Here is a 23,399-nt window from a genome sequence, read left to right as displayed (position 1 = left end):
AGGGCACTGCCTAGCCGGGTGTGCCCGATTCGGTCTCGCCGGCCACGTCCGGGTCGTCCGGAAACTCCTCCGGCTCCATGTCGGCATAAGGCAGCTCTTCGGGTGGCGGGGTATTGCTGGGGTTGTCGTAGGTCTTCTGGTCGGCGTCGCTCATGGTGGGCTCCTGGGTGGGTGGTGGAGATATCGAACCCCCCTGGGCGGGGCCGTTCCCGAGCACCCCGTCGAGCGCGACCTTGTGTCGGCTGAGTGGCCAATGGCCGAACGCCGTTATCGCGATAGCGGTCCATTGGCTGACCGTCTCGTCCGAATGACGGCGCCCGAGGAGTCCCGTGATGACCACGCCTACCGCTGTCCATCCGCTGCCGTTCCAGCCCGCCTTCGAACAGGTGCCGGATGATGAAGCCGATACCATTCGCGAGATGGTCGCGGCCATGAGAGACATCACCGAGACCACCTATGCCAATGGTGGTCATGCCATCCGCAGCGTGCACGCCAAGAGTCATGGTCTGCTCACGGGCCAGGTGACGGTGCTGGATGGTCTGCCGCCGGCCTATGCCCATGGCGCCTTCGCCACGCCGGGCAGCTATGCCGCGGTGCTGAGATTCTCTACCAACCCCGGCGACATCCTGGCCGACAGCGTTTCCACCCCCCGTGGCCTGGCGCTCAAGCTGATCGACGTGCCAGGCGAGCGCCTGCCTGGCAGCGAAGGACAGGTGACCCAGGATTTCGTCATGCAGAACGCGCCGGCCTTTACCGCGCCGGATCCCAAGACCTTTCTCAAGACGCTCAAGCTGCTGGCCAAGACCACCGACCGCGGCGAGGGCCTGAAGAAGGTGGCGTCGGCGGTGCTGCGCGGCACCGAGAAGGTAGTGGAGGCCTTTGGCGGCGAGAGTCCGACGCTCAAGAGTCTGGGTGGCCACCCAGAGACCCATCCGCTCGGCGAGACCTTCTACACCATGGCGCCCTTTCTCTACGGCCCCTATTTCGCCAAGCTCAGCGTGGTGCCGGTGGCGCCGGAGCTGACCGCCCTGACCGATGCCCCGGTGGAGGTCAACGGCAAGCCAGACGGCCTGCGCGAGGCGGTCAACGCCCATTTCGCCCAGCACGGCGGGGTCTGGGAGATCCGCGTGCAACTGGGGGTAGACATCGATCAGACGCCGATCGAGGACGCCTCGGTGGTCTGGCCGGAAGACCTGACCCCCTATGTGACCGTGGCGCGCCTGGAGGTCCAGCCGCAACCGGCCTGGAACGAGGCACGCTCGCGCGAGGTGGACGACGCCATGGTGTTCAGCCCCTGGCACGGTCTGGCCGCGCATCGACCCCTTGGCGGCATCATGAGATCGCGGCAACCGGCCTACGAGATGTCTTCGCAGTTTCGCAGCGAGCGCAACGGCTGCCCGTTGCACCATCCGCGCGGACCGGTGGAGTTGTAGGCGAGGCTCAGTTGAGTGTGGCGAGTTCGGCGTCGTCGAGTTCGCGGGCGCGTACCGCGGCCGGACGGCTTACCAGCCCGGCCACATAGCGCTCGAAGTGCGGGCGCTTCTCGACGGTGCCGAAGGCCATGCCCCAAGCGAGATGGGCGCCGACATAGACGTCGGCAGCGGTGAAGCGGTCGTCCACCAGGTATTCACCCGGGGCCAGGGCGGCCTCCAGGGTATCGAGCACCTCGGCGAGACTGCCGTAGCCCACCGCGCCGCGTTTCTGCGGATCCTCGGGCAGGACCACGCTCAGGGCCTGGTTGGTGGCGGCGGCCTCCAGCGGGCCGGCGGCAAAGAACAGCCAGCGGTAGTAGGCACCGCGCGCCGGATCGTTGAGGGGTGGTGCGAGACCGGCGGCGGGAAAGGCGTCGGCGAGATAGGCGCAGATGGCCGCCGTCTCGGTCACCACGGCGGCGCCATGGCGCAACGCCGGCACCTTGCCCATGGGATTGATGGCGCGATAGGCCGGGGATTTCATCGCCGGCCCGTAGTCGACCCGCTGCACTTCATAGGGCTGTCCGAGCTCCTCCAGCAGCCAGCGCACGATGCGTCCGCGCGACATGGGATGGGTATAGAGCACAGGCCGGTCGAACATGGTGTAACTTCCTTGAGTTGTCGTACCCCTTAGCATAGGTAGGCCCTGCTCCAGCGTCCATTCACGGGAGAGCCGGTACCCTTCTGCTAGACTGGTAAACCTTTACCAGTCGTTTCACAGGACTCCCGTGCCTTCATCCTTCGCTTCCCTGCCGCTGGCCGAGGCCATGCAAGCCAATCTGGCCGAACTCGGCTACCTGAGTATGACGCCCATCCAGGCGGCCAGCCTGCCCATCATCCTCAAGGGCCAGGATCTCATCGCCCAGGCCAAGACCGGCTCGGGCAAGACGGCGGCCTTCGGTATCGGCCTGTTGACGGGGCTCAACCCGCGCTATTTCGGCTGTCAGGCCCTGGTCCTCTGTCCGACCCGCGAGCTGGCGGATCAGGTGGCCCGCGAACTGCGGCGCCTGGCGCGCACCACGCCCAATCTCAAGATCCTGACCCTGTGCGGCGGCATGCCGCTGGGGCCGCAGATCGCCTCACTGGAGCACGGCGCCCAGGTGATCGTCGGCACCCCGGGGCGGGTGCAGGAACACCTGCGCAAGGGCACCCTGGTGCTGGACGGTCTCAACGTCGCGGTGCTCGACGAAGCCGATCGCATGCTCGATATGGGCTTCATCGAGGCCATCGCCGACATCCTTCGGCAGACCCCGGCGCGGCGGCAGACGCTGCTGTTTTCCGCGACCTACCCGGAAGGCATCGAGCGCCTGGCCGAGGATTATCTGCGCGCGCCGCTGCGCATCAGTGTCGAAAGTCAGCACAGCGAGACCCAGATCCGCCAGCGCTTCTACGAGATCGCCGCCCAGGATCGCCTGGCCGCCGTGGTGCGCCTGCTCAGGCACCATCGCCCGGCCAGCGCCGTGGCCTTCTGCCAGACCCGCCAGCAGTGCCAGGAGGTGGTCGAGGCGCTGCACGCCCAGCGCATTTCCGCCGCTGCCCTGCATGGCGACCTGGAGCAGCGCGAACGGGACCAGGTGCTGGCGATGTTCGCCAACCGCAGTCTCTGCGTGCTGGTAGCCACCGATGTGGCGGCCCGCGGCATCGACGTAGCCGGTCTGGAAGCCGTGATCAACGTGGAGCTGTCTCGCGATCCGGCGGTGCATGTGCATCGCATCGGCCGCAGCGGTCGCGCCGGTGAACAGGGTCTGGCGCTGTCGCTGGTGGCGCCGGCCGAGGCCAGCCGCGCCCAGGCCATCGAGGTACAGCAGGGTTCGCCGCTGGATTGGCAGCCGCTGGGTGCCCTGCGCGACACCCCGGAGCCGCTGGTGCCGACCATGCACACCCTGGCCCTGGCGGCCGGCAAGAAGGACAAGCTGCGCCCCGGCGACATCCTCGGCGCCCTGACCGGCGACGCCGGCCTGCCCGGTGCCAAGATCGGCAAGATCACCCTGTTCGACAACCAGGCCTTCGTCGCCGTGGAACGCGATATCGCCCGCCAGGCGCTGCAGCGCCTGAGCGAAGGCAAGATCAAGGGGCGATCGATCAAGGTGCGGATGTTGTAGGTTGATCTATCGCGGCCATGGGCCGCTCCTACAGGTATCCAACCTATCCGTAGGAGCGGTCGCTACGGCGCACCGGCATGGCCACGATAGTGGCGTAGGTTGGGTTGAGCGCAGCGAAGCCCAACGGTGCCCCATCGCACCGAAGTGCAGGCTAACCTTCGATCCCCATCCGCCGCCTGGCGCGATGCGAGGAGCCATTGCGCACCGCCCAGCGCAGCACCGGCGCGGTGGCGCCGATACCGGTACGAATCAGCCGTTTTTGCAACAGGCTCTGGTGGAAACCGAGCTCCTCGCTGGCCCAGTCGGGCAAGAGGTCGATGCCGGCCTGCATCATCAGGGCCCCGAAGGGTTTGGCCAGGGCGCTGGGTGCAGGCGCCTGCAGCAACACCCGGCAGACCTCGCGGCTGCGTTCGTCGCAGACCAGCTGGGGACGGATCCCCTGGTAGTAGGCGGCGATCTCCGCCCGCGAACGGGGGACGTCGGTCGCCCCCAGGCGTTCGGCGACCAGGGCGATCTCGGCGTAGTAGCGGTCCTGTTCGGCGCCCGGCAACTGGGGATCGAAATAGCGCAGGTAGGCCGCGAGGAAATGACTGACCTCGGCCACATGGACCCAGGTCAGCAGCGCCGGGTCTTCGGCGCTGTAGGGGCGGCCATCGGCGGCCTGGCCGCGGATATGACGGTGGATGGCCTGGACCCGGGCGATCAGCCGCTCGGCGTCGCCGCGACTGCCAAAGGTGGTGGCGGCGATGAACTGACCAGTGCGCCGCAAGCGGCCGAGCATGTCTTCGCGAAACTTCGAATGGTCCCAGACCCCGGCCAGGGCCAGCGGGTGCAGCGTCTGCATCAGCAGGGCGGCGATGCCGCCGATCAGCATGCAGGTGAAGTCGCTGTGCACCCGCCAGGGAACGCTGCCCGGTCCGAACAGCCCGGGATCGCCCGGTGGCTGCTCATAATCGACCTCGCCCAGAGACAGTCCGGTGAGGCTCATCACCTGCCGCTCGATACGCTCGCGGATCAGCTCCATGGGCTAGCGCGGCAGCAGGTAGAGGGCGGCGTACTGCAGCAGCATGATGGTCTTGCCGTCCAGCAGTCGACCGTCGCGGGCCATGGCGAGTGCCTCGTCGAAAGGCAGTTCCAGCAGCTCGATGTCCTCGCCTTCCTCGTGCAGTCCGCCACCGTCGGCGATGCGCTGATCGGCGCGGTATTCACCGGCGAAGAAGTGCAGCAACTCGGTCACCGAGCCGGGACTCATGAAGGCGTCGAACAGGTGCTGAACGTTGTCCAGGCGGTAACCGGTCTCTTCCTCGACCTCCGCCTTGATACGCGCTTCGGGCGCGGCCGCGTCGAGCAGGCCGGCGGGGGTCTCCACCAGCAGGCCGTCGTCCAGACCGTTACCCAGGGTGGGTAGGCGGAACTGACGGATCAACAGCACGGTGCGTCGGTCGCGGTCGTAGAGCAGGATGGTGGCGCCGTTGCCGCGGTCGTAGGTCTCCCGGGTCTGGCGTTGCCAGCTGCCGTCACGGCGCAGGTAGTCGAAGGTGGTCTTCTTCAGCAGGCCCCAGTCAGCGGAAAGGGTCTCGACCTGCTGGATGCGAAAGCGAGGGGTGTCGGGCATGGGGGCTCGTCTGGACAGGAGGCTTCGGGCCACGGTAGCAGAAGCGGTGCCTTTTTGAGGCACGCACCGTGACCCCGGGTTCCACCCAGCCGCGAGAACGGCTGCCCCCCGACGTTTAGAACCAGCGGTCGTTCTTCTTCCTGCCCCGCGTCATGGACGGCAGGATCAGCCCGGCCAGCAGGCCCGCGCCGGCGATGCTGCCGCCATAGACCATGTACTGCATCAGTGCCTGCTTGTTCTCGTTGCCGAGCTTGGCCTGGGTGCTGCGCAGTTCCGACTGGGCCTGGGTGAGCTGGGCGTCGAGGTCCTTGCGGCGGCTCTCCAGTTCGTCGATCTGCTGCTTGCGCGAATCCAGGGTCTCCTGCATGCCCTGGACGCGATTCTTCCAGCTGTCGTCGATGGTCTTGAGCTGGCCACTCAGCTCGGCCACCTGCTGTTCCAGCTGCGGCAGGCGCTCGGCCTGGCCAGGCTTGTCCTGCAGGTCGCTGTTGGGAATCCAGACGGTGCTGCCGCCTTCGCCGCGCACCTGGCTGTAGTCGCCCTGGGTGCTGATCAGCTCGACCTTCTGCCCGGACTTGAGGGTGCCGACGATGCGATAGCCATCGGTGGGCCCACTGCGGACATAGGTGGTCAGGCTGTCGCTGACCCAGCGAGCATTGCCTTCCTGGGCCACGGCGGTGCCGGCCAGGGAGGCGAGGGAGGCGGCCAGGCAGAGGCCGAGATGCGGTAGGCGGGACAATAGGCGAGAAGGGGACATGGGCATGATCGGGTCTGTATGCATGAGCTGAAAAGATGAAGGCCGTGGTGAACAGGCCGGATTATTGTGGGGCAGTACCCTAGCAAGCTGCCGCGATCTATCCGCCAACCCGTAGCGCCCTCTGTTCGAGACGGTGAAGCAGTTCAAGCTTTGGCGGCGGAAAGCGACGGCCAGTGTCATCTTGCCGCCATGTACTGGGCAGCGGAAGGCGCAAAGCCGTTCAGAATCTTGCGGCGCTTCAGAGGCGGTGGAGCAGATCCAGGCTCAAGGCCGCGAGTGCGCCCAGACCGGCGCAACCAAAGGCCAGCGCCTTGCCCCACCAGCGTTTCCAGGCGATGGCACCGGCGATCATGCCCACTCCGCAGAGCAGGAGGCCGGACTTGAGATAGAAGTCGGACCAGGCGAGCAGCTGATCGATGAAGTCGAAGAGGTCTTGGAATTCCTGCGGCATGGGGGCCTCCTGGCGCGTTGGCGCTATTGAGTCGCCGGGGCCGTGGTCGTTCCCTGGCAATCCGCGGCCAGCAGCCGTTCCGCTGACCCGAAATCGCCCGGCTGGCTGCCGGCGCGTCCGGCCAGCAGCAGGAACTGGCGACCGGCGTCCTGGCTCGGCAGCGCCACCACCGCCAGCGACAAGCGCGGATCCGGCAGCGGATAGGGCGGCTGGCTGGCCAGGGCCTGGAAGAAGTCCGTGGCCCGCAACTGGGTTTCGCTCAGGCGCCGCGCCTGATAGCGACTGCCCGCCAGCGCCACCGGCAGGGCGCGCCAGTGTTCATCGATGCCTGGCGCCAGCTGCCACAGCTGTTGGCGCAACTCGGGCCGCAGGCAGGCGAGGTGCACATGCAATTGATCCTGGCTGCGCCCGCTGGGGGCATTGAGGGCGAGGGCGATCCGCTCATCCGCGACGGGTGCCTGGCCCCAGGCGCTCAGATACCAGCGCTGGCGCCAGGCCAGGCCGAACCAATTGGGTTGGCCGGGCCGCCAGAGCGCCGGACTCTCCAGCCCGCGCAGGGGGCGTAGGGGTACCAGGATGAAATGCTGCCGCTCGCCGGGCGCACGCAGCATGGCGAAGCCGGGATCCTCCACCACCTGGCGACAGGGCGCCGCCAGGCCAGTGAGCCGGGCATTGGGCACACAGAGTGCCGTCGTGACCTGGCGCAGCAGCTCGCGGTTGGCGCAGCCCGTCAGCGCCAATCCCAGCATCAGCAGCGACAGCAGATGCCAGCACGACGGACGGACGCTGGACGGCAGCGAACATCTGCGCGAGCTTCGCTTCCAATGGGTATCAAGGCAACGCAGCTGGGAGTCAGCCATGGCCAATGGGTGGGCCGGAGACGGCGCGGTTCAGGAACAGATCGACAGCACGGTGGACGATGCGGTGCAGCGCGCCCGCAGTCGTCTGCATCGAGGCGCGAGCCTCACCCACTGCGAGGAGTGCGGCGACGCCATCCCCGAGGCGCGCCGCCAGGCGGTCCCGGGTGTACATTTGTGCATCCGCTGCCAATCCGAGCAGGACGCCGAAGACCAGCGCGCCGGCGGCTATAACCGGCGAGCGAGCAAGGACAGTCAGTTGCGCTAGGGGCGGATTGGAGGGTGTCATGGTGCGGCGACCCGGACAGGGCTGGACATCTTGCAGGATCGAGGGCTGACGGTTTGTACCATACGGGCCCTTCTTAAGCAGCTGGCATGAGGCGTGCCGGCTGCTGAGTGAGGCTGCCAGCAGGAGTCAATCGGGATGCACCGCATAGCCTCGCAGTCGGTTACCGTCAGGATCCAGTACGACGAAGCTGCGGCCGAACGGCAGGTTGGCTGGCGGTGAGAGCTCTTCTGCGCCTTGCATGCACCAGCGGTCGTACAGCTCATCCACTGCCGGCATGCTGGCTACCTTAAAGCCCAGTTCACCTGTCGCGCTGCCCGCGCCAACCGCAGGAACCACGGCCTCCCTTGCCCAAAGGCCCAGGGCGAGACCGGACGGGAGCACGAAGAGAGCGAAGCCAGGGCCGTCCTCGACCGGGGTGAGGTCGAGCAATTTGGCGTAGAAATCCCGGCTGGTACGGACATCGGCAACGTAGAACATCAGACTGGTGCTATAGGGCATAGTGCATCTCCTCTGTGGTGATGCCGCCCAGTCTAGGGATCCCCACTGCCAGTTTCTGTCAGTAGTCAGCCAGCCGTGTCGCGCTGGCGCTCCATCTGCTTGCGCCAGTCCCTGAGCAGGGCTTGGCGACGCTGTGGATAGCGTTGCTCACTGGGCTCGACCGCGAGGATGCGATCGGCACGAAAGCTACGGAAGTCCTCACGCAACTCACACCAGCCCAGCAGCACCCGGGCGGCGTCGAAGTAGGCCAGCGCGAAGGGCCAGATGGTGCGCCGGGATTCGCTGTCAGTGGCATCGCGATAGACCAGGGTGAGCTTGGTTTCCTGGCGTATGGCTTGACGCAAGATCGCCGGATCGACCTGATTGCGGGGTGTTTCCCGACTCGGCCCGATAAGCAGGGTGGTCATGGCCAGCTCGTTTTGCAGCTCGCTCGGCAGGACCGCGGAGATTCGGGCCAGGGCATTGCTGGCCGCCGCCGCCAGGCTGCCATCGGTGCGTTCGGCCACCCAGCGCGAGCCGAGCACCAGGGCCTCCAGTTCTTCGGGCGTGAACATCAGCGGTGGCAGCAGAAAACCCGGTTTGAGGATATAGCCGACACCCGGTTCGCCCTCGATGGCCGCGCCCAGCGCCTGCAGGCTGGCGATATCGCGGTACAGGGTGCGCAGACTGACCCCTGTTTCCGCCGCCAAGGCGCGGCCACTCACGGCGCGGCGGTGCCGGCGCAAGGCCTGGAGCAGTTCGAACAGGCGTTCTGAGCGGGACATCCGCGCAGTTTAATCTTGCGGATGGCGATGCTCTAGCAGGGCTGTAGACGTCGCTCGGCAACACTCAGGTACTGGCCCAGTTCAGCCAGGCCAATTCATCGAATTCGTTAAGGTCGCCAGCGCATCTTTGACTATTCAGGATCAAGCAACTGGGATATCAGGCATCCTGCCGATAACCAAGGCGTAGCCGCAGCCGGTCGTTGACGAGCATCAGGGCGCGGCCGGTATCCGCAGGCCGCGTTGCACCGCCGGGCGGGCGAGGAAGGCGTCGAGGGCGCGACGGACCTCGGGAAAGTTTTGGAAGCCGACCAGGTCGGCCACCTGGTAGACCTCCAGCAGGGCGCGGATCCAGGGGAAGGTGGCGATGTCGACAAGGCTGTAGTCCGCGCCCAGGATCCAGGCGCGGCCCTTGAGCTGGCCATCCAGTACGCCGAGCAGGCGCCGCGCTTCGGCGACATAACGCTCGCGGGGCCGCGGGTCTTCGATGGCCTTGCCGGCGAATTTGGTGAAGAAGCCGAGCTGGCCGAACATGGGGCCGATGCCACCCATCTGGAACATCAGCCACTGGATGGCCTGGTAGCGCCGTGCCGGGTCCTCGGGCAGCAGGCGCCCGGTCTTTTCCGCGAGATAGAGCAGGATGGCGCCGGACTCGAACAGTCCCAGGGGTTCGCCACCGGGACCCTCGGGGTCGAGGAGGGCGGGGATCTTGTTGTTGGGGCTCAGGGAGAGGAATTCCGTGGTGTGCTGGTCGTCCTGGCCGAAGTCGATGCGATGCACCTCATAGGGCAGGCCGAGCTCTTCCAGCAGGATGGCGACCTTGACGCCGTTGGGCGTAGGCAGCGAGTAGAGCTGCAGGCGCTCGGGATGCCGGGCGGGCCAGCGCTGGGTAATGGGAAAGCGGGACAGATCGGCCATGGTGGACTCCTTGGAAAGAGGACGGTTTTGGGTGAGACCGGCCGGCGCGGTCTAGGTTGCCGGTCTTCAGCGAAGCGGAACTTAGCGCGCTGCCCGCCTCTCCATCTGGGGAGTGCCCGCCTTCAGCCCCGCACCCGAGGACTCCCGATGCTTCCCCACAGTCAGCAGGGCAGCGGTTCGCCCACCTTCGTGCTCATGCACTTTCTCGGCGGCTCCCACCGCACCTGGTTTCCCACCGTGCCCTATCTGGATGGCGAGCACCGCTGCGTGGCGCTCAATACGCCAGGCTTTGGCGATGCCGCCGAGGTTGAGGGCTACAGCGTGGCGGAGATGGCCGATCAAGTGGATGCCAGCATCCGCGCCTTGGGTCTGGACCGTTGCATCCTGGTCGGCCATTCGATGACCGGCAAGGTAGCTGTGGTGCTGGCGGCGCGGCGGCCGGAGTATCTGGTCGGCCTTATCCTGGTGGCGCCTTCGCCGCCCGGGCCGCAACCCATGAGCGAGGCGGACCGCGATGCCCAGCGCGCCTATGGCAAGAGCCGGGCGGAGGCCGAGGCCTTCGTCGACGACTCAAGCGCCCATCGCCTGCCGGATCCCATTCGCGAGGTGGTGATCGCCGACGCCCAGCGGCTGAATCTTCAGGCCTGGCGTGCCTGGGTCGATCACGGCAGTCGTGAAGACTGGAGCGATCGGATCGAGACCCTGGATTATCCGGTGCTGCTGGTCTGCGGCGCCGATGACCAGCAGGTGCCCGGTCCGGACGAACAGCGCCGGACCACTCTGGCGGCCTTTCCCAATAGCCGACTGGAGGTGATTCCCGGTGCCGGCCACCTGATGCCGCTGCAAACGCCCCAGGCCCTGGCGCGGTTGATGCTCGATTTCGCCCGGAAGCTCTGATCCATGGATTCGTTGACCCAGGCCGTACTCGGCGCCACCGTCCAGACCGCGCTGTTGGGGCGCTGGCAGGGCCGCCGCGCCCTTCTCTATGGCGCTGCTCTGGGCACCCTGCCGGATCTCGATGTGGTCATCGACTACGGCAACGCCGTCAACGAGATGACCTACCACCGCGGCTTCAGCCATTCGCTGTTCGTGCTGACCGGGGTGGCCCTGTTGCTGACCTGGCTGTGCGGGCGCTGGCGCAATCCGGGTTACAGCCAGCGACGACTGTTCCTGACCCTCTGGCTGGTGCTCATCACCCATCCGCTGCTGGATGCCTTCACCACCTACGGTACCCAGCTGTTCTGGCCTTTGCCGAGCACCCCGGTGGCCTGGTCCAGCGTCTTCATCATCGATCCGCTCTATACCTTGCCACTGTTGCTGGCGGTGCTCGCCGGGCTGGTGGCTGGCCCGCGTGGACGCTCGCCACGGCTGGCCGTGGCGGCGTTGGCGCTGTCCACGGGTTATCTGGGCTGGACGCTGGTGGCCAAGTATTCCGCCGAACACCAGGTGCGCGAGGTGCTGGCAACCCAGGGGCAGACGGACGCGCGCCTGTTCAGCGCGCCCCTGCCGTTCACCAGTCTGCTCTGGCGAGTCATGGTGGACGATGGTCCGGAGCGCTACCGGGAAACTTGGGTCGGCCTGTTCGACGACCGCCCGCCGCAGCTGGTCCCGCTGCCGCGAGGGGGCGAGCTGGCACCCATCCTCGCCGATTCCCCGGCCGAACAGCGCCTGCGCTGGTTCACCGACGACTGGCTGAGGTACGACCGCCTCGGCAACGACCTGGTGGTGACCGATTTGCGCCTGGGTGCCACCGGTTACCACAGCTTTCGCTTCGTGCTGGCTCAGCGCGACACGAGCGGCTGGCGGCTGGTGGCCGAGCCTTCGTTGTGGCCGCGCGAGCGAGGTGGTCGCGAGCAGCTGACGGTAGTCTGGCGCAGACTCTGGCATCCGGAGCTACCGGCGCCGGTGGCGGAGTGGGCCGCACGGTTGTCGCGGCTGCCGGACTGACGCCAGGCGTCCAGCAGCACCCGCCACCAAGGACGGCGGGCTTCGTGCAATGCCGTCAGGCGATCCAGGCCGATGTCGGCCAGTTCTTCGTCCGACAGCTCCAGCAGGGTGCGGCGGGTGCTCAGCTGGCGCTGGAACAGCAGCCAGCAGCCGCTGGTGTGGGTCCGATCATGAAGGCGGGCGTCTCTGGGCATGGCGTCTCTCCTGTGCTGTCCCCATGCTCCGCCGTTGGCCCGTCCAGGGGCAGGTCCAGGCCGGTCGGTTGTCCGCCATACAGCCGCCTTACAGCAGGCAGCTGTATGGTAGGTGGCGTGGCCATCTGTATGGGGCGCGATCCGGTCCGGCACCGCTATAGTCCGGACATGAATCGCTATCAGCTGTTGGCCGACGCGCTCGGCCGCCGTATCGAACAGGGCCTCTATCGACCGGGCGAACGCCTGCCGTCGGTACGGGCCCTGGCTCAGGAGCACGGGGTGAGCCTGGCTACGGTGCAACAGGCCTATCGGCTGCTGGAGGATCGCGGCCTGGTCGAGCCACGGCCCAAGTCCGGCTATTTCGTCCGCCTGGAAAGACGCGCCATCGAGTTGCCGCGGGTGACCCGACCAGCGCGTTGGCCGGTGGAGGTCTCCGGCTGGGAACCGGTACGCGAGCTGATGACCAGCACCCCCGACTCGGTGCGGGTGCAACTCGGTCGCGGCCTGCCGGATACCGAGGCGCCGACCCTGGCGCCCTTGCTCGCCGGCATGGCACGCCTGGCGCGGCGACCAGGCAATGCCGGACTGTCCTACGACAGCATCCAGGGTGTGGCGGCGCTGCGGGAGCAGGTCGCACGACTGCAACTGGATGCCGGCTGCGTGCTGACCGCCGACGAGATCGTCATCACCAGCGGTGCCCACGAGGCGCTGGCCACGGCGCTGCGGGCCACCTGCCAGGAGGGCGACATCGTCGCGGTGGATTCGCCGACCTTCCACGGGGTGATGCAGACGCTCAAGGGCCAGGGCCTCAAGGCGCTGGAGATCCCCACCGATCCGCGTACCGGCATCAGCCTGCCGGCGCTGGAACTGGCCCTGGAGCAGTGGCCGGTGCGCGCCATCCAGCTCACCCCCAGCTGCAACAACCCCCTGGGCTACTGCATGCCCGAGGCCAACAAGCGTCAGCTGGTGGCCCTGGCGCGCAAGCACGACCTGGCGGTGATCGAAGACGACGTCTATGGCGACCTGCTCTATGGCTATCCGCGGGCGCGGGCGCTCAAGGCCTTCGACGAGGACGACCGGGTGGTGCTCTGCAGTTCCTTCTCCAAGACTCTGGCGCCTGGGCTCAGGGTCGGCTGGGTGGCGCCTGGGCGCTATGCCGAGCGCATCCTGCACCTCAAGTACATCGGCACCGGCTGCACCGCGCCCCAGCCGCAGCTGGCCATCGCCGAATTCATCGCCGCTGGCCACTACACGGCCCATGTCCGGCGGATGCGCGCCCAGTACCAGCGCAATCGCGACCTGATGAGCGCCTGGGTGCAGCGCTACTTTCCGGCCGGCACCCGGGTCAGTCAGCCCCAGGGCAGCTTCCTGCTCTGGGTGGAGCTGCCTGAAGCCTGCGACAGCCACAGACTCAATCGCGAATTGCTCGCCCAGAGCGTCCAGATCGCCTGTGGCAGCATCTTTTCCGCCTCGGGCAAGTACCGCAACTGCGTGCGGCTGAACTATGCCCAGGCCCAGCGCCCGGGGGTCGAGGAGGGGGTACGGCGCGTCGGTGAAGCGGCTTGTCGGCTACTCGACGAGGCGCTGGCGCGGTCGGCGGCGGTGCCGGTCTAGCCGACCCTGGCGTACAGCGCGAAGTCCTCGCCACCGAGACGAGGTTTCGCCCGCCCTCTACACTGGCCGTTTTGAGCGAGGACTCCCTATGCCACCCCGTCTCTATCTGGCCGGTCCCGAGGTCTTTCGCCCCGACGCCGTCGCCCATGGCGAAGCGCTCAAGGCGCTCTGCGCTCGTCACGGCTGCACGGGCCTGTTTCCGCTGGACAACGCCATTCCCCCGGAGCTGAGCGAACCGCGCGAGCAGGCAGCCTGGATCTATCGGACGAATCTGGCGCTGATTGAGCAGGCCGATGGCGTCCTGGCCAGCCTGGATTTCTTTCGCGGCGCCGAGCCCGACAGCGGTACCTGCTTCGAGGTGGGCTATGCGGTGGCGCTGGGCAAGCCGGTTGTGGGTTATGTGCCAGAGACGGGTAGCCTGGCCGAGCGGATTCGCGCGCGGCATCCCGAGTGGGTGGGGACCGGGCTGCTGGACCGCGATGGCTGGACGCTGGAGGAATTCGGCTTGCCGCTCAACCTGATGTTGGCGGTACCGGTCAGCATCGTCGTCGGTGGGCCGGAGGTGGCCCTGGCGGTATTGCGCGAGCGGCTCGGCTAGCGAGTCAGGTGGGTACGACCCTCACCCCGGCCCTCTCCCGGGGGGAGAGGGGGGTGGTTGGAGCGAGGTCAGCCGCGTGCCAGGGACGCCAGCTCGTCCAGCCCGCTGTGGCCGTCGGCATAGGCCGCGCGGAAGCTGTCGCGCTGCTGCCAGCGCGCCCAGAAGGCCGCCAGGTGCTCGAAGCGCTCGTCCAGCGGCGTCTGGTTGGTGGGGAACTTGGAGAAGGCGATGGCGGTGCACAGGGTGATGTCGGCAAAGGTCGGCGCCGCGCCGCCCAGCAGCCATTCGCGACCATCGGCCAGGTGCCGATCCACCAGGGCCGCGTGCATCAGGGCCTCCTTGCGGCAATGCTCGCCCCACTGCGGATTATGGGTCAGCTCCAGCTTGTGGCCGAGGCCTTCGTGCTGCACATGGAACATGGTCACGATGCGATAGAGCACGTGCACGAAGATGCGGTCGTTCCACATGGCGTCCTGGCCCTGCTCCAGCGGCGTTTCGCCCATTACCTTACGCCCGGGATAGCTGTTATCCAGATAGCGGGCGATGGCCGCGCTTTCGGCCAGGTAACCGCCCTCGGCGAGCTCCAGGGTAGGCGTCTCGCCCCAGGAATTGCGCTTGAGGTGCTGCCACTGGCGCTGCTCGCCCTCGGGCGCCATCTTCAGGATGACCTCCTCGAACTGATCGGCAATGCCCTTTTCATGGATGAACAGCCGCAGGCGTTGCGGATTGGGAAAGGCGGACGGCGAGGTGAAGAGGCGTAGCTTGGCCATGGCGGACTCCGGAAAAGGAACAGACGAAGCATGCGACTGCGGGCAGTCCTGCAGCGTTCGTAAAGGGCGACCAAGGATGCTGGGCCAGGGCAGGAGATGAATAACCAAGCCTCTGTATGCCGTCCATGCACAGAGTCGATTGGTCAGGCGGGCGTTTAGCTCACGAGGCCAAGCGCCGTAGGTTGGCGCTGAGCGTAGCGAAGCCCAACAGCGTGACTGGGCCTTGGGTGATGTTGGGCTTCGCTGGCGCTCAACCCAACCTACGAAAGCCAGGCCTAGCACCGTAGGTTGGTGCTGAGCGTAGCGAAGCCCAACAGCGGGGCCGGGCCTTGGGCGGTGTTGGGCTTCGCTTGGCGCTCGACCCAACCTACGGAACCGTGGCAACAGCGTGGCTGGGTCTTGGGTGATGTTGGGCTTCGCTGGCGCTCAACCCAACCTACGGGTGCGGTGCCAACCTGTGAGTGCTTTAGTTGGCTCTCTTGCTGTCCACCTGGTCCAGGCGGCCGCCGCGAAAGGTGAGGAAATACAGCATGCCGTTCCAGGGGCCGTAGGCCCATTCCTCGACGAATTCCACCTGGCGATAGCCGTAGCCGTCGGTGACCTGGCGCTCGCCCAGGGGCGTGACGCTCAGGGGGTCGCCGCACTTGCCGCGGACCTCGTGGGTGGTGGAGCCGGTGGAGACCAGGGCGCTGCCGCAACGCAGCGACGCGGCCTGGCTGGTACCCGTGGCGAGCAGAAGCAGCAACAGCAGGGCGCGAGGGGTCATTGGCGCTGGAACTCGATGCGACTGAGGCGATTGGCTTCGAAGGTGAGGATGTAGTTGGCGCCGTTCTTCGGGCCGTACACCCATTCTTCGATCACCGCCTCGCGGCGTTCGTTGCGGCCCAGTTCGTAGCCCACCAGATCGCGATGGGCGGGTTCGCCGCATTTTTGCAGCACTTCGAAAGCGCGATCGCCCCGGCTGACCAGGGCGTTGCCGCACCTCATGGAATCGGCGGCGGCGCCGGTGGCGACCAGCAGGGTGAGGGCGGCGAGCAGGCAACGCATGGGAGTCTCCTGACCGGTCAGAGCACCCCGAGCTGCAATTGCGCGGCCGTGGGCGATTCGCCGGATTGGGCTTGAGTACTGACGTCCAGCAGATAGACCCGCTGGGCATCCAGTTTCGCCGTCTCCACCAGATAGGTCTTGATGGCCCCCGCGCGTTGCTGGGCCAGGCTGCGCAGGAGGCCGTCGTTGCCGCTCCAGGCTTCGAGCACCGCTTGGCGCAGGCGCGCCGTGCGGGTGGCATCGTCAAGACTATCCCATTCCTGCGGCGGTTGCGCCTGCAGTCGCAGGCGATACAGGCCTTCCAGCAGGGGCGCGCGCATGTCGGCGGGCACCTGCAGCTGGCTGGGATCGGCCGGCACCTTGTCGCCGCGACGTTGCAGCAGGTTGAAGTACTGGGTCTGGAAATCCTTTTCCAGCTGGCTGGCGGCCAGAGCGCGGCCATCGCTGGCGGCGCCGGCATGGCCCTTGACCTCCACCGTCAGCTGCGGGCGCTGGCGCAGGGCCGCGGCCAGTTTGTCCAGCTCGCCGCGGGCCTGGGCCGAGAGGGTGGTGCTGCCGGCGGCGAAGTCGATGGCGCTGAGATCCGCTTCATGCCCGCCGACCAGTCCCGCCAGCATGCGGAAGGGCGCCTGGACGGCGCGGCTGAGCACGTTGCGCAGGGTCTGCCAGACCACCGGCATGACGCTGAAGTTGGGGTCGGCGAGATTGCCCGCCACCGGCAGGCGCAGGTCGATGCGACCGTGGCTGTCCTTGAGCAGGGCCACGGCCAGGCGCACCGGCAGGTCCACGGCGTCCTTGCTGTCCACCCGCTCGCCCAGTTCCAGCTGGTCGAGCACCACATGGTTCTGCGCTTGCAGCCGGCCGTCGTCGATGCGGTACTGCAGATCCAGGTCGAGGCGCCCCTTGCGCACCGCATAGCCGGCGAACTTGCCGGTATAGGGCGACAGGGTGGTGAGTTCGACCTGGCGAAAATAGGCGGTCACGTCCAGTTGCTGCAGGGGGTCGAGGGGATCGAGACGGCCCTTGATCTCCACCGGGGCGAAGCGGTCGACCTTGCCGGCGAGGTGGATGTCGGCCGGTTTCGAGGCGGCGGTATCGAGGGTGCCGATGCCGCCTTCCAGCGACTGGATATTGGTGGCGAAACCGGGCTTCAAGCTGTTGTCGGCGAAATCGGCGCTGCCGTCCTTGATGGTCACCCCGCCAATGCGGATCTGCAGCGGTGGCGAGCTGTCCTTCGACGCGGTTTTCGGCTGGGGCACCAGCAGGGCGCTGAAGTTGTTGCTCAGGTCTTCGTTGATCACCAGGGTGCCATAGGGCTGTTCCAGGTCGATCTTGTCGATGACCAGCCGCTTGCCCAGTTCGAAGGCGATGCCTTGCACGTCCAGCCGCTGCCAGCGCATGAAGTCCTGCTGGTGCAGGGTGTCGAGCACATGCACCTGGGTGACCTGGGCCGCGCCGCTGACGGTGAGCCCCAGCGGCTCGCCGGGTTTCAGGGCCACCTTGAGCCGACTGGCCAGCTGGCCGCTGCGGATCTCCAGGCGCACATAGGGGCTGAGATAGGGCTGAGCCTGGCGCAGGTTGAGTTCGTCGATGCCGACGTCGAAGCTGCCCTGCAGGGGACTGAGCGCCAGCTGGCCGCTGGCGGTGATGCGGCCGCGATCGCCCAGGGTGGTCTTGAGCGCCAGGCCAAAGGGTTTGTCGCCGGCGGTATCGAAGCCTTTCACGGCCAGATCCAGGCCGCTGAAGTAGAGACTGGCCGGGTCCTGTGGCACGCGGTCCACCAAGTGCAGCTGGTTGTCGCTGAGCTCGGCGTCGTCGAGCCGCACGCGCCAGGCCGGGCCACTGCTGGGGGCATCGCTGGTGGGGAAGAGTTTCTGCCAGTCGAACGTGCCGTCCTGCTCGCGATTGCCCCAGGCATCCAGGCCGTTGCCGCGCAGGCGGGCGATGCTGACTTCGCGCTTCTGCAGGTCCAGACCGATGCCTTCGACGGCCAGGCGCTTGAAGCTGGCCTTGGGTTCGGCACCGACCGCCTGCACGGCGACGTCGTCCAGCGCCAGGCGGCCCTGGCTAAGTTGCAGTTGCAGGCTCTTGCTCAGGTCCAGGCGGTAGTGGGTGCTGGCTTCCAGGCGCCCCTTGCCCAGCGCCAGGGGCAACTGGTTGCGCACATAGGGCCACCAGGGCGCCAGGCTGACGCCCTTGAGGGTCAGGTCGCCCTCGCTGCGTAGCGGCAGGAGATCCAGGCTGCCCTTCCAGGTGAGCTGGCCGCCCTGGGCAGTGGTGGCGGTCAGTGCCAGTTGGCCCGGGGTGTCGCCGCTACGGGTGCGGAAATCCTGCAGGGTGGCATCCAGGGGGGTGAAGGTGGCCTCCACCGGCTGGGCGCCCTGGGCGTCGAGGAAGTGCAGGCGGCCGCCGACCAGGGCGATGCGCTCGATGTGCACCGGGAAGGGCTGGCCCGGCTCTGCAGCGGCCGGTGTCGGCGAGGCGGTGGTGGTGGGGTCACTACGCCAGAGCTGGGCCAGATTGACTTGGCCGCCCTTGGCGATGCGCAGGTCGACCTGGGGCTGGTCGAGGCGTACCTCGGTCAGGTGCAGGGTGCGGCGCCAGAGGCTGTCCCATTGCAGATCGGCCGAGAAGCCTTCGGCGGCAATCACGGGATGCTCCGCCGAGCCGATCAGCAGCTTGTCGGCGTGCAATTCAAGGGTGAAGGGGTTGAAGCTCAAGGCCTGCAGGCTGGCCGGCTGGGTGAGGCGCTCGGCCAGCGTCTGGTTGAGGTAGTGCAGGGCGAGGCGCGGTCCGACCAGGAAACCGAGCAGACTGTAGAAGGCCAAGAGCGCGAGCAGCACGAGGCTCGCTTTCACAATTCTGGACATGCAGGCATCTAGGACGGCGAAGGTGGCCGGATTATGGCACGGCGCCTCCGGCGACAAGGGCGGTGGCTGTCCCAAAAGCTATGGGTCTGACCTTCTGTAGCCGCCTGGCGACCGTACGGCGGGCCTTGGTAAAAATAGTCATCCTTTAAAGTGTTTGAAACGTTATTGCAATAAATCTGTAGTGAAGTGACCGCCCGCGCCATCCTCTCGGTCCCTTTCCATGAATCCCTCTCGTTCTCTGCGTGCTCAATTGCTGCTGCTCATTGGCGGTGGTCTCGTCCTGTTGCTGGGGCTGGCCCTGGCCGGTTTCGGCTTGCTGTCCCGGCAATTGGATGGCTATCAACGCCTCCTCACGGGTCCGCTGGAGGAGGCGCGCCTGGTGGACGCCACCAATCTGGCGTTCAAGTCGCAGGTGCAGGAGTGGAAGAACGTATTGCTGCGCGGCGGTGCTGCCGACCAGCGTGAGCGCTACTGGAAGCAGTTCCAGGAAGAAGAAGCTCGGGTCCAGGCGGCGCTGGAACAGTTGCAACGCCGGGCCGACGAACCCGAGCTGCGTCAGCGCCTGCAGCAACTGGCCCGGAGTCACAGAGATATGGGCGAAGCCTATCGCCACGGGCTGGCGGCCTATGTAGCGGCGGACTATGTCGCCGCCCAAGGCGATGTCGCGGTCAAGGGCATCGACCGGGCGACCAGCGAGCAGCTGTCCAGTCTGGTCACCGACCTACATAAGCGGGCCAACGACCAAGCCGGGGCCCTGAGCGCCGAGGCACGGCGCACCGTGCTGCTGGCAGTGGGCGCCATGCTCGCCTTCGCCGCCCTGATCGCCCTGCTCAGTGCCTGGCTGGTCAACCGCCGCATCGTCGGACCGCTGGCGCGGGTCACCGAGCAGCTGGTCCAGCTCAGCGAGGGGCGCCTGGGGCAGCCCCTGGCCGAGTCGCGGCGCGACGAGGTGGGTCGGCTGGCACGCGCCGCCAATCGTCTGCGCGACTTTTTCGTCGATCTAGCCGGCCAGTTGCGCCAGGGTACCGGGGCGCTCGATGCCACCACCCAGGAACTGGGCGCCATCGCCCAGCGCAGCGGCGAGGGCATCCGCGATCAGTTCTCGCGTACCGATCAGGTGGCCACCGCCATGCACGAGATGAGCGCCACCGCGGAGGAGGTGGCCCGCCATTCCGGCAGTGCCGCCACGGCGGCCAACGACGCGGATCGCGCGGCTCGGGAAGGCGAGACGAGCATGACCCAGACCATCGCCACCATCGAACGGATGCACGCTGAAATCACCCGCACCGCCGCCGTCATCGCCCGCCTGGAGCACGACAGCGAGCGTATCGGGAGTGTGCTGGAAGTGATCCGCGGCATCGCCGACCAGACCAATCTGCTAGCGCTCAATGCCGCCATCGAAGCCGCTAGGGCAGGGGACGCCGGACGCGGCTTCGCCGTGGTAGCCGATGAGGTGCGCAGCCTGGCGGTGCGCACGGCCAGTTCCATCAGCGAGATCCATCAGTTGATCGCGACGCTGCAGGGCGCGGCCCACGAAGCCGCCGAAGCGGTGCGTGCGGGCGCCGCCGAAAGCAGTACCGGACGCGATCAGGTGGTCGCTTCGGGCGAGCGGCTGCGCAGCATCACCCTGGCTGTGGAGGCCATCCGCGACATGAACCGGCAGATCGCCACGGCGGCCGAGGAGCAGACCTCGGTGGCCGAGGACATCGCCCGCAACCTGGCGGAGATCGTCACCGTGGCTCGCCACAATGAAGATGACCTGGGGCGTACCCAGAGCGCCAGCGAACGTCTGCAGGGCGTTTCCCAGGATCTGTCCCAGCTGGCCGGTCGGCTGCGGGACTGATCGACGGTCACGCCGCCGTCGAGACGCTGGCTAGAGGTGTTCAGAAGGCAACGGAGTGCTCTGGCAAGGCACTTTGCCATGATCCGTCCGTCGCTCCGGATTAAGTTTGACTTAAGCACCGCCGACTAGTCTCGCGAACAGGTTGCATTCTCAGGAGGAGGCGCGGCGACGGGTCGAGCGGCTCGTGGCGAGACGACAGGAAGGCATGGGCAACCGCGAATCGAGAAACCGCGCCGCCGCCGGGAGTGCCAGATGTCCAGTCCGATCCAACTCCGTTCCATCCAGAAGAAGATCCAGTTCCTGCGTACCACCTTCAGCTATGTCGGCTGGTCGCTGTTCGGTCTGCTGCTGTGGGACGTGGCGGTCACGGTGGACGCCATGCTGTTCGTCGACGACCGCTTCGACCTGCCGCTCACGCCCCTGACCCTGCTGTGCTCGGCGCTGGTGGTGCTGATCAGCTTTCGCAACAGCAGCGCCTACGCCCGCTGGTGGGAGGCCCGTACCCTGTGGGGCGCCATGGTCAACAGCTCGCGTAGCTTCGGCCGCCAGGTGCTGACCCTGATCGACGATAACGGCAAGGCGCAGAACCGGGTCAAGGCGGTGCTGCTGCGTCGGCACATGGGCTATCTGCACGCCCTGCGCGCCCAGCTCAAGCGCCAGGACCCGGCCCAGGCCGCCGCGCCTTATCTCGCCCGTCATGAACTGGCACTGGCCGAAGGCAGCCTCAACTTCGCCAACGACATCCTCGCCGGCACCGCCGAGCTGATCGCCAGCGAATACCGCCAGGGCCGCCTGGACAGCATCCGCCTGGCGCGGCTGGAAGAAACCCTGGTGGACATGTCCAACTGGCAGGGCGGCATGGAGCGCATCGCCAATACCCCCTTGCCCTATCCCTACGTCTGCTTTCCGCAGCTGTTCAGCTTTCTGTTCTGCATCGCCATGCCGCTGGGCCTGGTCTCGACCCTGGGCTGGTTCACCCCGCTGGTGTCCACCGTGGTCGGCTTCATGCTGCTGGCGCTGGAGCGCATCGGCAGCGATCTGCAGGCCCCCTTCGCCGACAGCCAGCACCAGATCACCATGGACAAGCTGTGCGCCACCATCGAGGCCAACCTGCTGTCGATGCTGCGGCCGCGCAGCGAAGAGGGCAGTGCGGTGCTCCTGGCCCAACCCGAGACCGACGCCGCTCTGACCCGGCAGGTGGCCTGATACGCCGGCATCCTGAGATGGCGACCCTCTGCGAAGTGTGAAGACGTACGGAAAGTGGCGGGCCAGAGGGATTTCTTTGCTATCGGTACGGCACTAGCGCCGCTTCGCTCCGGTCACATTTTGCAATCTCCCCTGGCAGCGGTGGTTGGCTGGGATCCGTCGAGTCATACCGACGGCCTCTGGCGGGCTAGGGCGAGAGGTGCCGTGGGGCGTTTTGTCCTGCGACTCTTAATCTCGCTACGGATGCCCGCTCATGTCCGAAACCCGTGCCCCGGCCACCGCCGCCAGCGCCGAACCCTCGCGCCGCGCGCGCCATGCCCTGGATGCCCTGAACTTCACCCTGGCTGACGTCCGCGACGGCCTGGGCCCCTATCTCGCCATCTATCTGATCGCCGTGCGCGGCCCGGGGGAGGGCTGGAACGAGGCCACCGCCGGTTTCATCATGACCCTGGCCGGCATCGCCGGGCTGATCGCCCAGACCCCGGCCGGCGCCCTGATCGACCGGACCCGCCACAAGCGCCTCATGGTCGGCGTCGCCGCTCTGGTGGTGACCGTCTGCAGCGTGATGCTGCCCTTCGTTTCCAACTTCTATGTGGTGGCGGCCACCCAGTCCTTGGCCCATGCCGCCGCGGCCCTCTTCGCCCCGGCGCTGGCGGCCATCACCCTGGGGATCGTCGGACCCAAGGCCTTCACCCGGCACATCGGTCGCAACGAGGGTTTCAACCACGCTGGCAATGCCGTCTCGGCGGCTCTGGCAGGTGGGCTGGCCTATTTCTTCGGCCCCACCGTGGTGTTCTGGCTGATGGCGCTGCTGGCGGCGGCCTCCATCGTCGCCATCGTCCGTGTCCCCCAGGACGAGATCGACGATGACCTGGCCCAAGGGCTGGGCGAGGAAAACGGCGCTCGCGACAGCAAGCCGGTGTCGGCCTGGCAGGCGCTGCTGGCCAATCGCAAGCTGCAACTGCTGGCGTTGCTGGCGGCCATCTTCCACCTGGCCAATGCCGCCATGCTGACCTCGGTCGGCCAGCAGCTGACCCATATCGTCGGCAAGGACAGCGCCACCTCGCTGGTGGCCGTCTGCATCGTCGCCGCCCAGTGCGTGATGGTGCCGGTGGCCATCCTGGTGGGGCGCAAGGCCGACGTCTTCGGGCGCAAGCCGATCTTTCTCTTCGCCTTTGCCGTGCTGGCCATCCGTGGGGTGCTCTATACCTTCTCCGACAGCCCCTACTACCTGGTGGCGGTGCAGCTGCTCGACGGCATCGGTGCCGGTATCTATGGCGCCCTGATGCCGGTCATCGTCGCCGACCTCACCCGCGGCAGCGGCCGCTTCAACGTCAGCCAGGGGGCCATCGCCACCGCCCAGGGCCTGGGCGCCGCGATCAGTGCCACCATCGCCGGGATCATCATCGTCCGCTTCGGTTATGCGGCGGCCTTCACCACCCTGGCCGCCATCGCCGCGGTGGGCTTCGTGCTCTATCTGCTGCTGATGCCGGAAACCCGCGATCGCCAGGTGGTTACCGATGCTCGATCAGGCGCCATGGAGCCTCCGCAATCGGCCGGATTAGGCTAATGTCTGCCGCTTTCCCGCTC

The 23,399-nt window shown here is 67.0% G+C and carries 24 protein-coding genes; 10 read left to right on the top strand and 14 right to left on the bottom strand.

The window, feature by feature from the left end:
- Positions 1–10: 10 nt before the first annotated feature.
- A complete protein-coding gene (locus FEZ61_RS02525) occupies positions 11–154 on the bottom strand; it encodes a hypothetical protein (protein ID WP_017642700.1) in 144 nt (47 codons plus the stop codon).
- 178 nt (positions 155–332) lie between these two features.
- Between FEZ61_RS02525 and FEZ61_RS02520 the strand changes: the two genes are divergently transcribed.
- A complete protein-coding gene (locus tag FEZ61_RS02520) occupies positions 333–1,433 on the top strand; it encodes a catalase family protein (RefSeq protein WP_093256409.1) in 1,101 nt (366 codons plus the stop codon).
- A 7-nt stretch (positions 1,434–1,440) separates the two neighbouring features.
- Here the strand turns inward: FEZ61_RS02520 and FEZ61_RS02515 are convergent, their stop codons facing one another.
- The gene (locus FEZ61_RS02515) at positions 1,441–2,073 is read right to left on the bottom strand and encodes a glutathione S-transferase family protein (RefSeq protein ID WP_093256411.1); all 633 of its coding nucleotides are present in this window, start codon (positions 2,071–2,073) and stop codon (positions 1,441–1,443) included.
- A 127-nt stretch (positions 2,074–2,200) separates the two neighbouring features.
- Between FEZ61_RS02515 and dbpA the strand changes: the two genes are divergently transcribed.
- Positions 2,201–3,574 carry an ATP-dependent RNA helicase DbpA gene (dbpA, locus tag FEZ61_RS02510; protein ID WP_082900396.1) on the top strand — a complete coding sequence of 458 codons (1,374 nt, stop codon included), beginning with the start codon at positions 2,201–2,203 and terminating at the stop codon, positions 3,572–3,574.
- A 151-nt stretch (positions 3,575–3,725) separates the two neighbouring features.
- On the opposite strand, the gene FEZ61_RS02505 is transcribed toward dbpA, so the two are convergent.
- From FEZ61_RS02505 to FEZ61_RS02485, 5 genes are all read right to left on the bottom strand, one after another.
- The gene (locus tag FEZ61_RS02505) at positions 3,726–4,598 is read right to left on the bottom strand and encodes an oxygenase MpaB family protein (protein WP_173147045.1); all 873 of its coding nucleotides are present in this window, start codon (positions 4,596–4,598) and stop codon (positions 3,726–3,728) included.
- A gap of 3 nt (positions 4,599–4,601) precedes the next feature.
- Entirely contained in the window at positions 4,602–5,189 is a 588-nt protein-coding gene (locus FEZ61_RS02500; RefSeq protein WP_017642694.1) for an NUDIX domain-containing protein, read from the bottom strand.
- A gap of 115 nt (positions 5,190–5,304) precedes the next feature.
- Positions 5,305–5,952 (bottom strand): TIGR04211 family SH3 domain-containing protein, encoded by a 648-nt coding sequence (locus FEZ61_RS02495; RefSeq protein WP_026084039.1) that lies wholly within the window; start codon positions 5,950–5,952, stop codon positions 5,305–5,307.
- Positions 5,953–6,184: 232 nt separating this feature from the next.
- The gene (locus tag FEZ61_RS02490) at positions 6,185–6,397 is read right to left on the bottom strand and encodes a hypothetical protein (RefSeq protein ID WP_017642692.1); all 213 of its coding nucleotides are present in this window, start codon (positions 6,395–6,397) and stop codon (positions 6,185–6,187) included.
- Between the two features lie 23 nt (positions 6,398–6,420).
- Positions 6,421–7,257, bottom strand: coding sequence for a CDP-diacylglycerol diphosphatase (locus FEZ61_RS02485; RefSeq protein ID WP_242455088.1), 837 nt, complete (start codon positions 7,255–7,257; stop codon positions 6,421–6,423).
- On the opposite strand from FEZ61_RS02485, the gene FEZ61_RS02480 reads away from it, so the two are divergent.
- Positions 7,256–7,522 (top strand): DksA/TraR family C4-type zinc finger protein, encoded by a 267-nt coding sequence (locus FEZ61_RS02480; protein ID WP_017642690.1) that lies wholly within the window; start codon positions 7,256–7,258, stop codon positions 7,520–7,522. The two genes, FEZ61_RS02485 and FEZ61_RS02480, sit on opposite strands and share 2 nt — an antisense overlap.
- Positions 7,523–7,669: 147 nt before the next feature.
- Here the strand turns inward: FEZ61_RS02480 and FEZ61_RS02475 are convergent, their stop codons facing one another.
- From FEZ61_RS02475 to FEZ61_RS02465, 3 genes are all read right to left on the bottom strand, one after another.
- Positions 7,670–8,041, bottom strand: a complete 372-nt coding sequence (locus FEZ61_RS02475; RefSeq protein WP_093256417.1) for a VOC family protein — start codon at positions 8,039–8,041, stop codon at positions 7,670–7,672.
- 65 nt (positions 8,042–8,106) lie between these two features.
- Entirely contained in the window at positions 8,107–8,805 is a 699-nt protein-coding gene (locus tag FEZ61_RS02470; protein WP_173147043.1) for a YafY family protein, read from the bottom strand.
- Between the two features lie 210 nt (positions 8,806–9,015).
- Positions 9,016–9,720, bottom strand: coding sequence for a glutathione S-transferase N-terminal domain-containing protein (locus tag FEZ61_RS02465; RefSeq protein ID WP_173147041.1), 705 nt, complete (start codon positions 9,718–9,720; stop codon positions 9,016–9,018).
- A 147-nt stretch (positions 9,721–9,867) separates the two neighbouring features.
- Here FEZ61_RS02465 and FEZ61_RS02460 point away from each other — a divergent pair, with 147 nt between their 5' ends.
- The 4 genes from FEZ61_RS02460 to FEZ61_RS02445 all read left to right on the top strand — a co-directional run bounded on the left by FEZ61_RS02460 (position 9,868) and on the right by FEZ61_RS02445 (position 14,073).
- The gene (locus FEZ61_RS02460; RefSeq protein ID WP_017642686.1) at positions 9,868–10,617 is read left to right on the top strand and encodes an alpha/beta hydrolase; all 750 of its coding nucleotides are present in this window, start codon (positions 9,868–9,870) and stop codon (positions 10,615–10,617) included.
- Between the two features lie 3 nt (positions 10,618–10,620).
- Positions 10,621–11,667, top strand: a complete 1,047-nt coding sequence (locus FEZ61_RS02455) for a metal-dependent hydrolase (RefSeq protein ID WP_017642685.1) — start codon at positions 10,621–10,623, stop codon at positions 11,665–11,667.
- Between the two features lie 362 nt (positions 11,668–12,029).
- A complete protein-coding gene (locus tag FEZ61_RS02450; RefSeq protein ID WP_178121287.1) occupies positions 12,030–13,475 on the top strand; it encodes a PLP-dependent aminotransferase family protein in 1,446 nt (481 codons plus the stop codon).
- An 88-nt stretch (positions 13,476–13,563) separates the two neighbouring features.
- Positions 13,564–14,073 (top strand): nucleoside 2-deoxyribosyltransferase, encoded by a 510-nt coding sequence (locus tag FEZ61_RS02445; RefSeq protein WP_173147039.1) that lies wholly within the window; start codon positions 13,564–13,566, stop codon positions 14,071–14,073.
- 68 nt (positions 14,074–14,141) lie between these two features.
- Here FEZ61_RS02445 and FEZ61_RS02440 read toward each other — a convergent pair whose 3' ends face one another.
- From FEZ61_RS02440 to FEZ61_RS02425, 4 genes are all read right to left on the bottom strand, one after another.
- Positions 14,142–14,843, bottom strand: a complete 702-nt coding sequence (locus FEZ61_RS02440; protein WP_173147037.1) for a glutathione S-transferase N-terminal domain-containing protein — start codon at positions 14,841–14,843, stop codon at positions 14,142–14,144.
- A 466-nt stretch (positions 14,844–15,309) separates the two neighbouring features.
- A complete protein-coding gene (locus FEZ61_RS02435) occupies positions 15,310–15,609 on the bottom strand; it encodes a DUF2845 domain-containing protein (RefSeq protein ID WP_017642681.1) in 300 nt (99 codons plus the stop codon).
- A complete protein-coding gene (locus FEZ61_RS02430; RefSeq protein WP_017642680.1) occupies positions 15,606–15,890 on the bottom strand; it encodes a DUF2845 domain-containing protein in 285 nt (94 codons plus the stop codon). Before FEZ61_RS02430 ends, FEZ61_RS02435 begins: the two co-directional genes overlap by 4 nt.
- Positions 15,891–15,907: 17 nt before the next feature.
- Entirely contained in the window at positions 15,908–18,760 is a 2,853-nt protein-coding gene (locus FEZ61_RS02425; protein WP_068384291.1) for a DUF748 domain-containing protein, read from the bottom strand.
- 220 nt (positions 18,761–18,980) lie between these two features.
- Between FEZ61_RS02425 and FEZ61_RS02420 the strand changes: the two genes are divergently transcribed.
- From FEZ61_RS02420 to FEZ61_RS02410, 3 genes are all read left to right on the top strand, one after another.
- Positions 18,981–20,603: a methyl-accepting chemotaxis protein gene (locus FEZ61_RS02420; protein WP_064307570.1), complete on the top strand. Its 1,623-nt coding sequence runs from the start codon at positions 18,981–18,983 to the stop codon at positions 20,601–20,603.
- 252 nt (positions 20,604–20,855) lie between these two features.
- The gene (locus FEZ61_RS02415; protein WP_017642677.1) at positions 20,856–21,809 is read left to right on the top strand and encodes a bestrophin family ion channel; all 954 of its coding nucleotides are present in this window, start codon (positions 20,856–20,858) and stop codon (positions 21,807–21,809) included.
- Between the two features lie 253 nt (positions 21,810–22,062).
- Positions 22,063–23,379 (top strand): MFS transporter, encoded by a 1,317-nt coding sequence (locus tag FEZ61_RS02410; protein WP_173147035.1) that lies wholly within the window; start codon positions 22,063–22,065, stop codon positions 23,377–23,379.
- The last annotated feature ends 20 nt before the right edge of the window (positions 23,380–23,399 follow it).

Origin of the sequence: Pseudomonas sp. MS15a(2019), from assembly GCF_013277805.1 — a bacterium.
In the GTDB taxonomy this organism is placed as follows: domain Bacteria; phylum Pseudomonadota; class Gammaproteobacteria; order Pseudomonadales; family Pseudomonadaceae; genus Chryseomonas; species Chryseomonas benzopyrenica.
Note: the sequence above shows the minus strand (reverse complement) of the source record. Positions and strands in the feature narration are given on the sequence as shown.

Bases quoted from the DNA above. Each gene is read 5' to 3' on its own strand.
- FEZ61_RS02525 (WP_017642700.1), bottom strand. From the start codon at position 154: ATGAGCGACGCCGACCAGAAGACCTACGACAACCCCAGCAATACCCCG.
- FEZ61_RS02520 (WP_093256409.1), top strand. From the start codon at position 333: ATGACCACGCCTACCGCTGTCCATCCGCTGCCGTTCCAGCCCGCCTTC.
- FEZ61_RS02515 (WP_093256411.1), bottom strand. From the start codon at position 2,073: ATGTTCGACCGGCCTGTGCTCTATACCCATCCCATGTCGCGCGGACGC.
- FEZ61_RS02505 (WP_173147045.1), bottom strand. From the start codon at position 4,598: ATGGAGCTGATCCGCGAGCGTATCGAGCGGCAGGTGATGAGCCTCACC.
- FEZ61_RS02500 (WP_017642694.1), bottom strand. From the start codon at position 5,189: ATGCCCGACACCCCTCGCTTTCGCATCCAGCAGGTCGAGACCCTTTCC.
- FEZ61_RS02495 (WP_026084039.1), bottom strand. From the start codon at position 5,952: ATGCCCATGTCCCCTTCTCGCCTATTGTCCCGCCTACCGCATCTCGGC.
- FEZ61_RS02490 (WP_017642692.1), bottom strand. From the start codon at position 6,397: ATGCCGCAGGAATTCCAAGACCTCTTCGACTTCATCGATCAGCTGCTC.
- FEZ61_RS02480 (WP_017642690.1), top strand. From the start codon at position 7,256: ATGGCCAATGGGTGGGCCGGAGACGGCGCGGTTCAGGAACAGATCGAC.
- FEZ61_RS02485 (WP_242455088.1), bottom strand. From the start codon at position 7,257: ATGGCTGACTCCCAGCTGCGTTGCCTTGATACCCATTGGAAGCGAAGC.
- FEZ61_RS02475 (WP_093256417.1), bottom strand. From the start codon at position 8,041: ATGCCCTATAGCACCAGTCTGATGTTCTACGTTGCCGATGTCCGTACC.
- FEZ61_RS02470 (WP_173147043.1), bottom strand. From the start codon at position 8,805: ATGTCCCGCTCAGAACGCCTGTTCGAACTGCTCCAGGCCTTGCGCCGG.
- FEZ61_RS02465 (WP_173147041.1), bottom strand. From the start codon at position 9,720: ATGGCCGATCTGTCCCGCTTTCCCATTACCCAGCGCTGGCCCGCCCGG.
- FEZ61_RS02460 (WP_017642686.1), top strand. From the start codon at position 9,868: ATGCTTCCCCACAGTCAGCAGGGCAGCGGTTCGCCCACCTTCGTGCTC.
- FEZ61_RS02455 (WP_017642685.1), top strand. From the start codon at position 10,621: ATGGATTCGTTGACCCAGGCCGTACTCGGCGCCACCGTCCAGACCGCG.
- FEZ61_RS02450 (WP_178121287.1), top strand. From the start codon at position 12,030: ATGAATCGCTATCAGCTGTTGGCCGACGCGCTCGGCCGCCGTATCGAA.
- FEZ61_RS02445 (WP_173147039.1), top strand. From the start codon at position 13,564: ATGCCACCCCGTCTCTATCTGGCCGGTCCCGAGGTCTTTCGCCCCGAC.
- FEZ61_RS02440 (WP_173147037.1), bottom strand. From the start codon at position 14,843: ATGGCCAAGCTACGCCTCTTCACCTCGCCGTCCGCCTTTCCCAATCCG.
- FEZ61_RS02435 (WP_017642681.1), bottom strand. From the start codon at position 15,609: ATGACCCCTCGCGCCCTGCTGTTGCTGCTTCTGCTCGCCACGGGTACC.
- FEZ61_RS02430 (WP_017642680.1), bottom strand. From the start codon at position 15,890: ATGCGTTGCCTGCTCGCCGCCCTCACCCTGCTGGTCGCCACCGGCGCC.
- FEZ61_RS02425 (WP_068384291.1), bottom strand. From the start codon at position 18,760: ATGTCCAGAATTGTGAAAGCGAGCCTCGTGCTGCTCGCGCTCTTGGCC.
- FEZ61_RS02420 (WP_064307570.1), top strand. From the start codon at position 18,981: ATGAATCCCTCTCGTTCTCTGCGTGCTCAATTGCTGCTGCTCATTGGC.
- FEZ61_RS02415 (WP_017642677.1), top strand. From the start codon at position 20,856: ATGTCCAGTCCGATCCAACTCCGTTCCATCCAGAAGAAGATCCAGTTC.
- FEZ61_RS02410 (WP_173147035.1), top strand. From the start codon at position 22,063: ATGTCCGAAACCCGTGCCCCGGCCACCGCCGCCAGCGCCGAACCCTCG.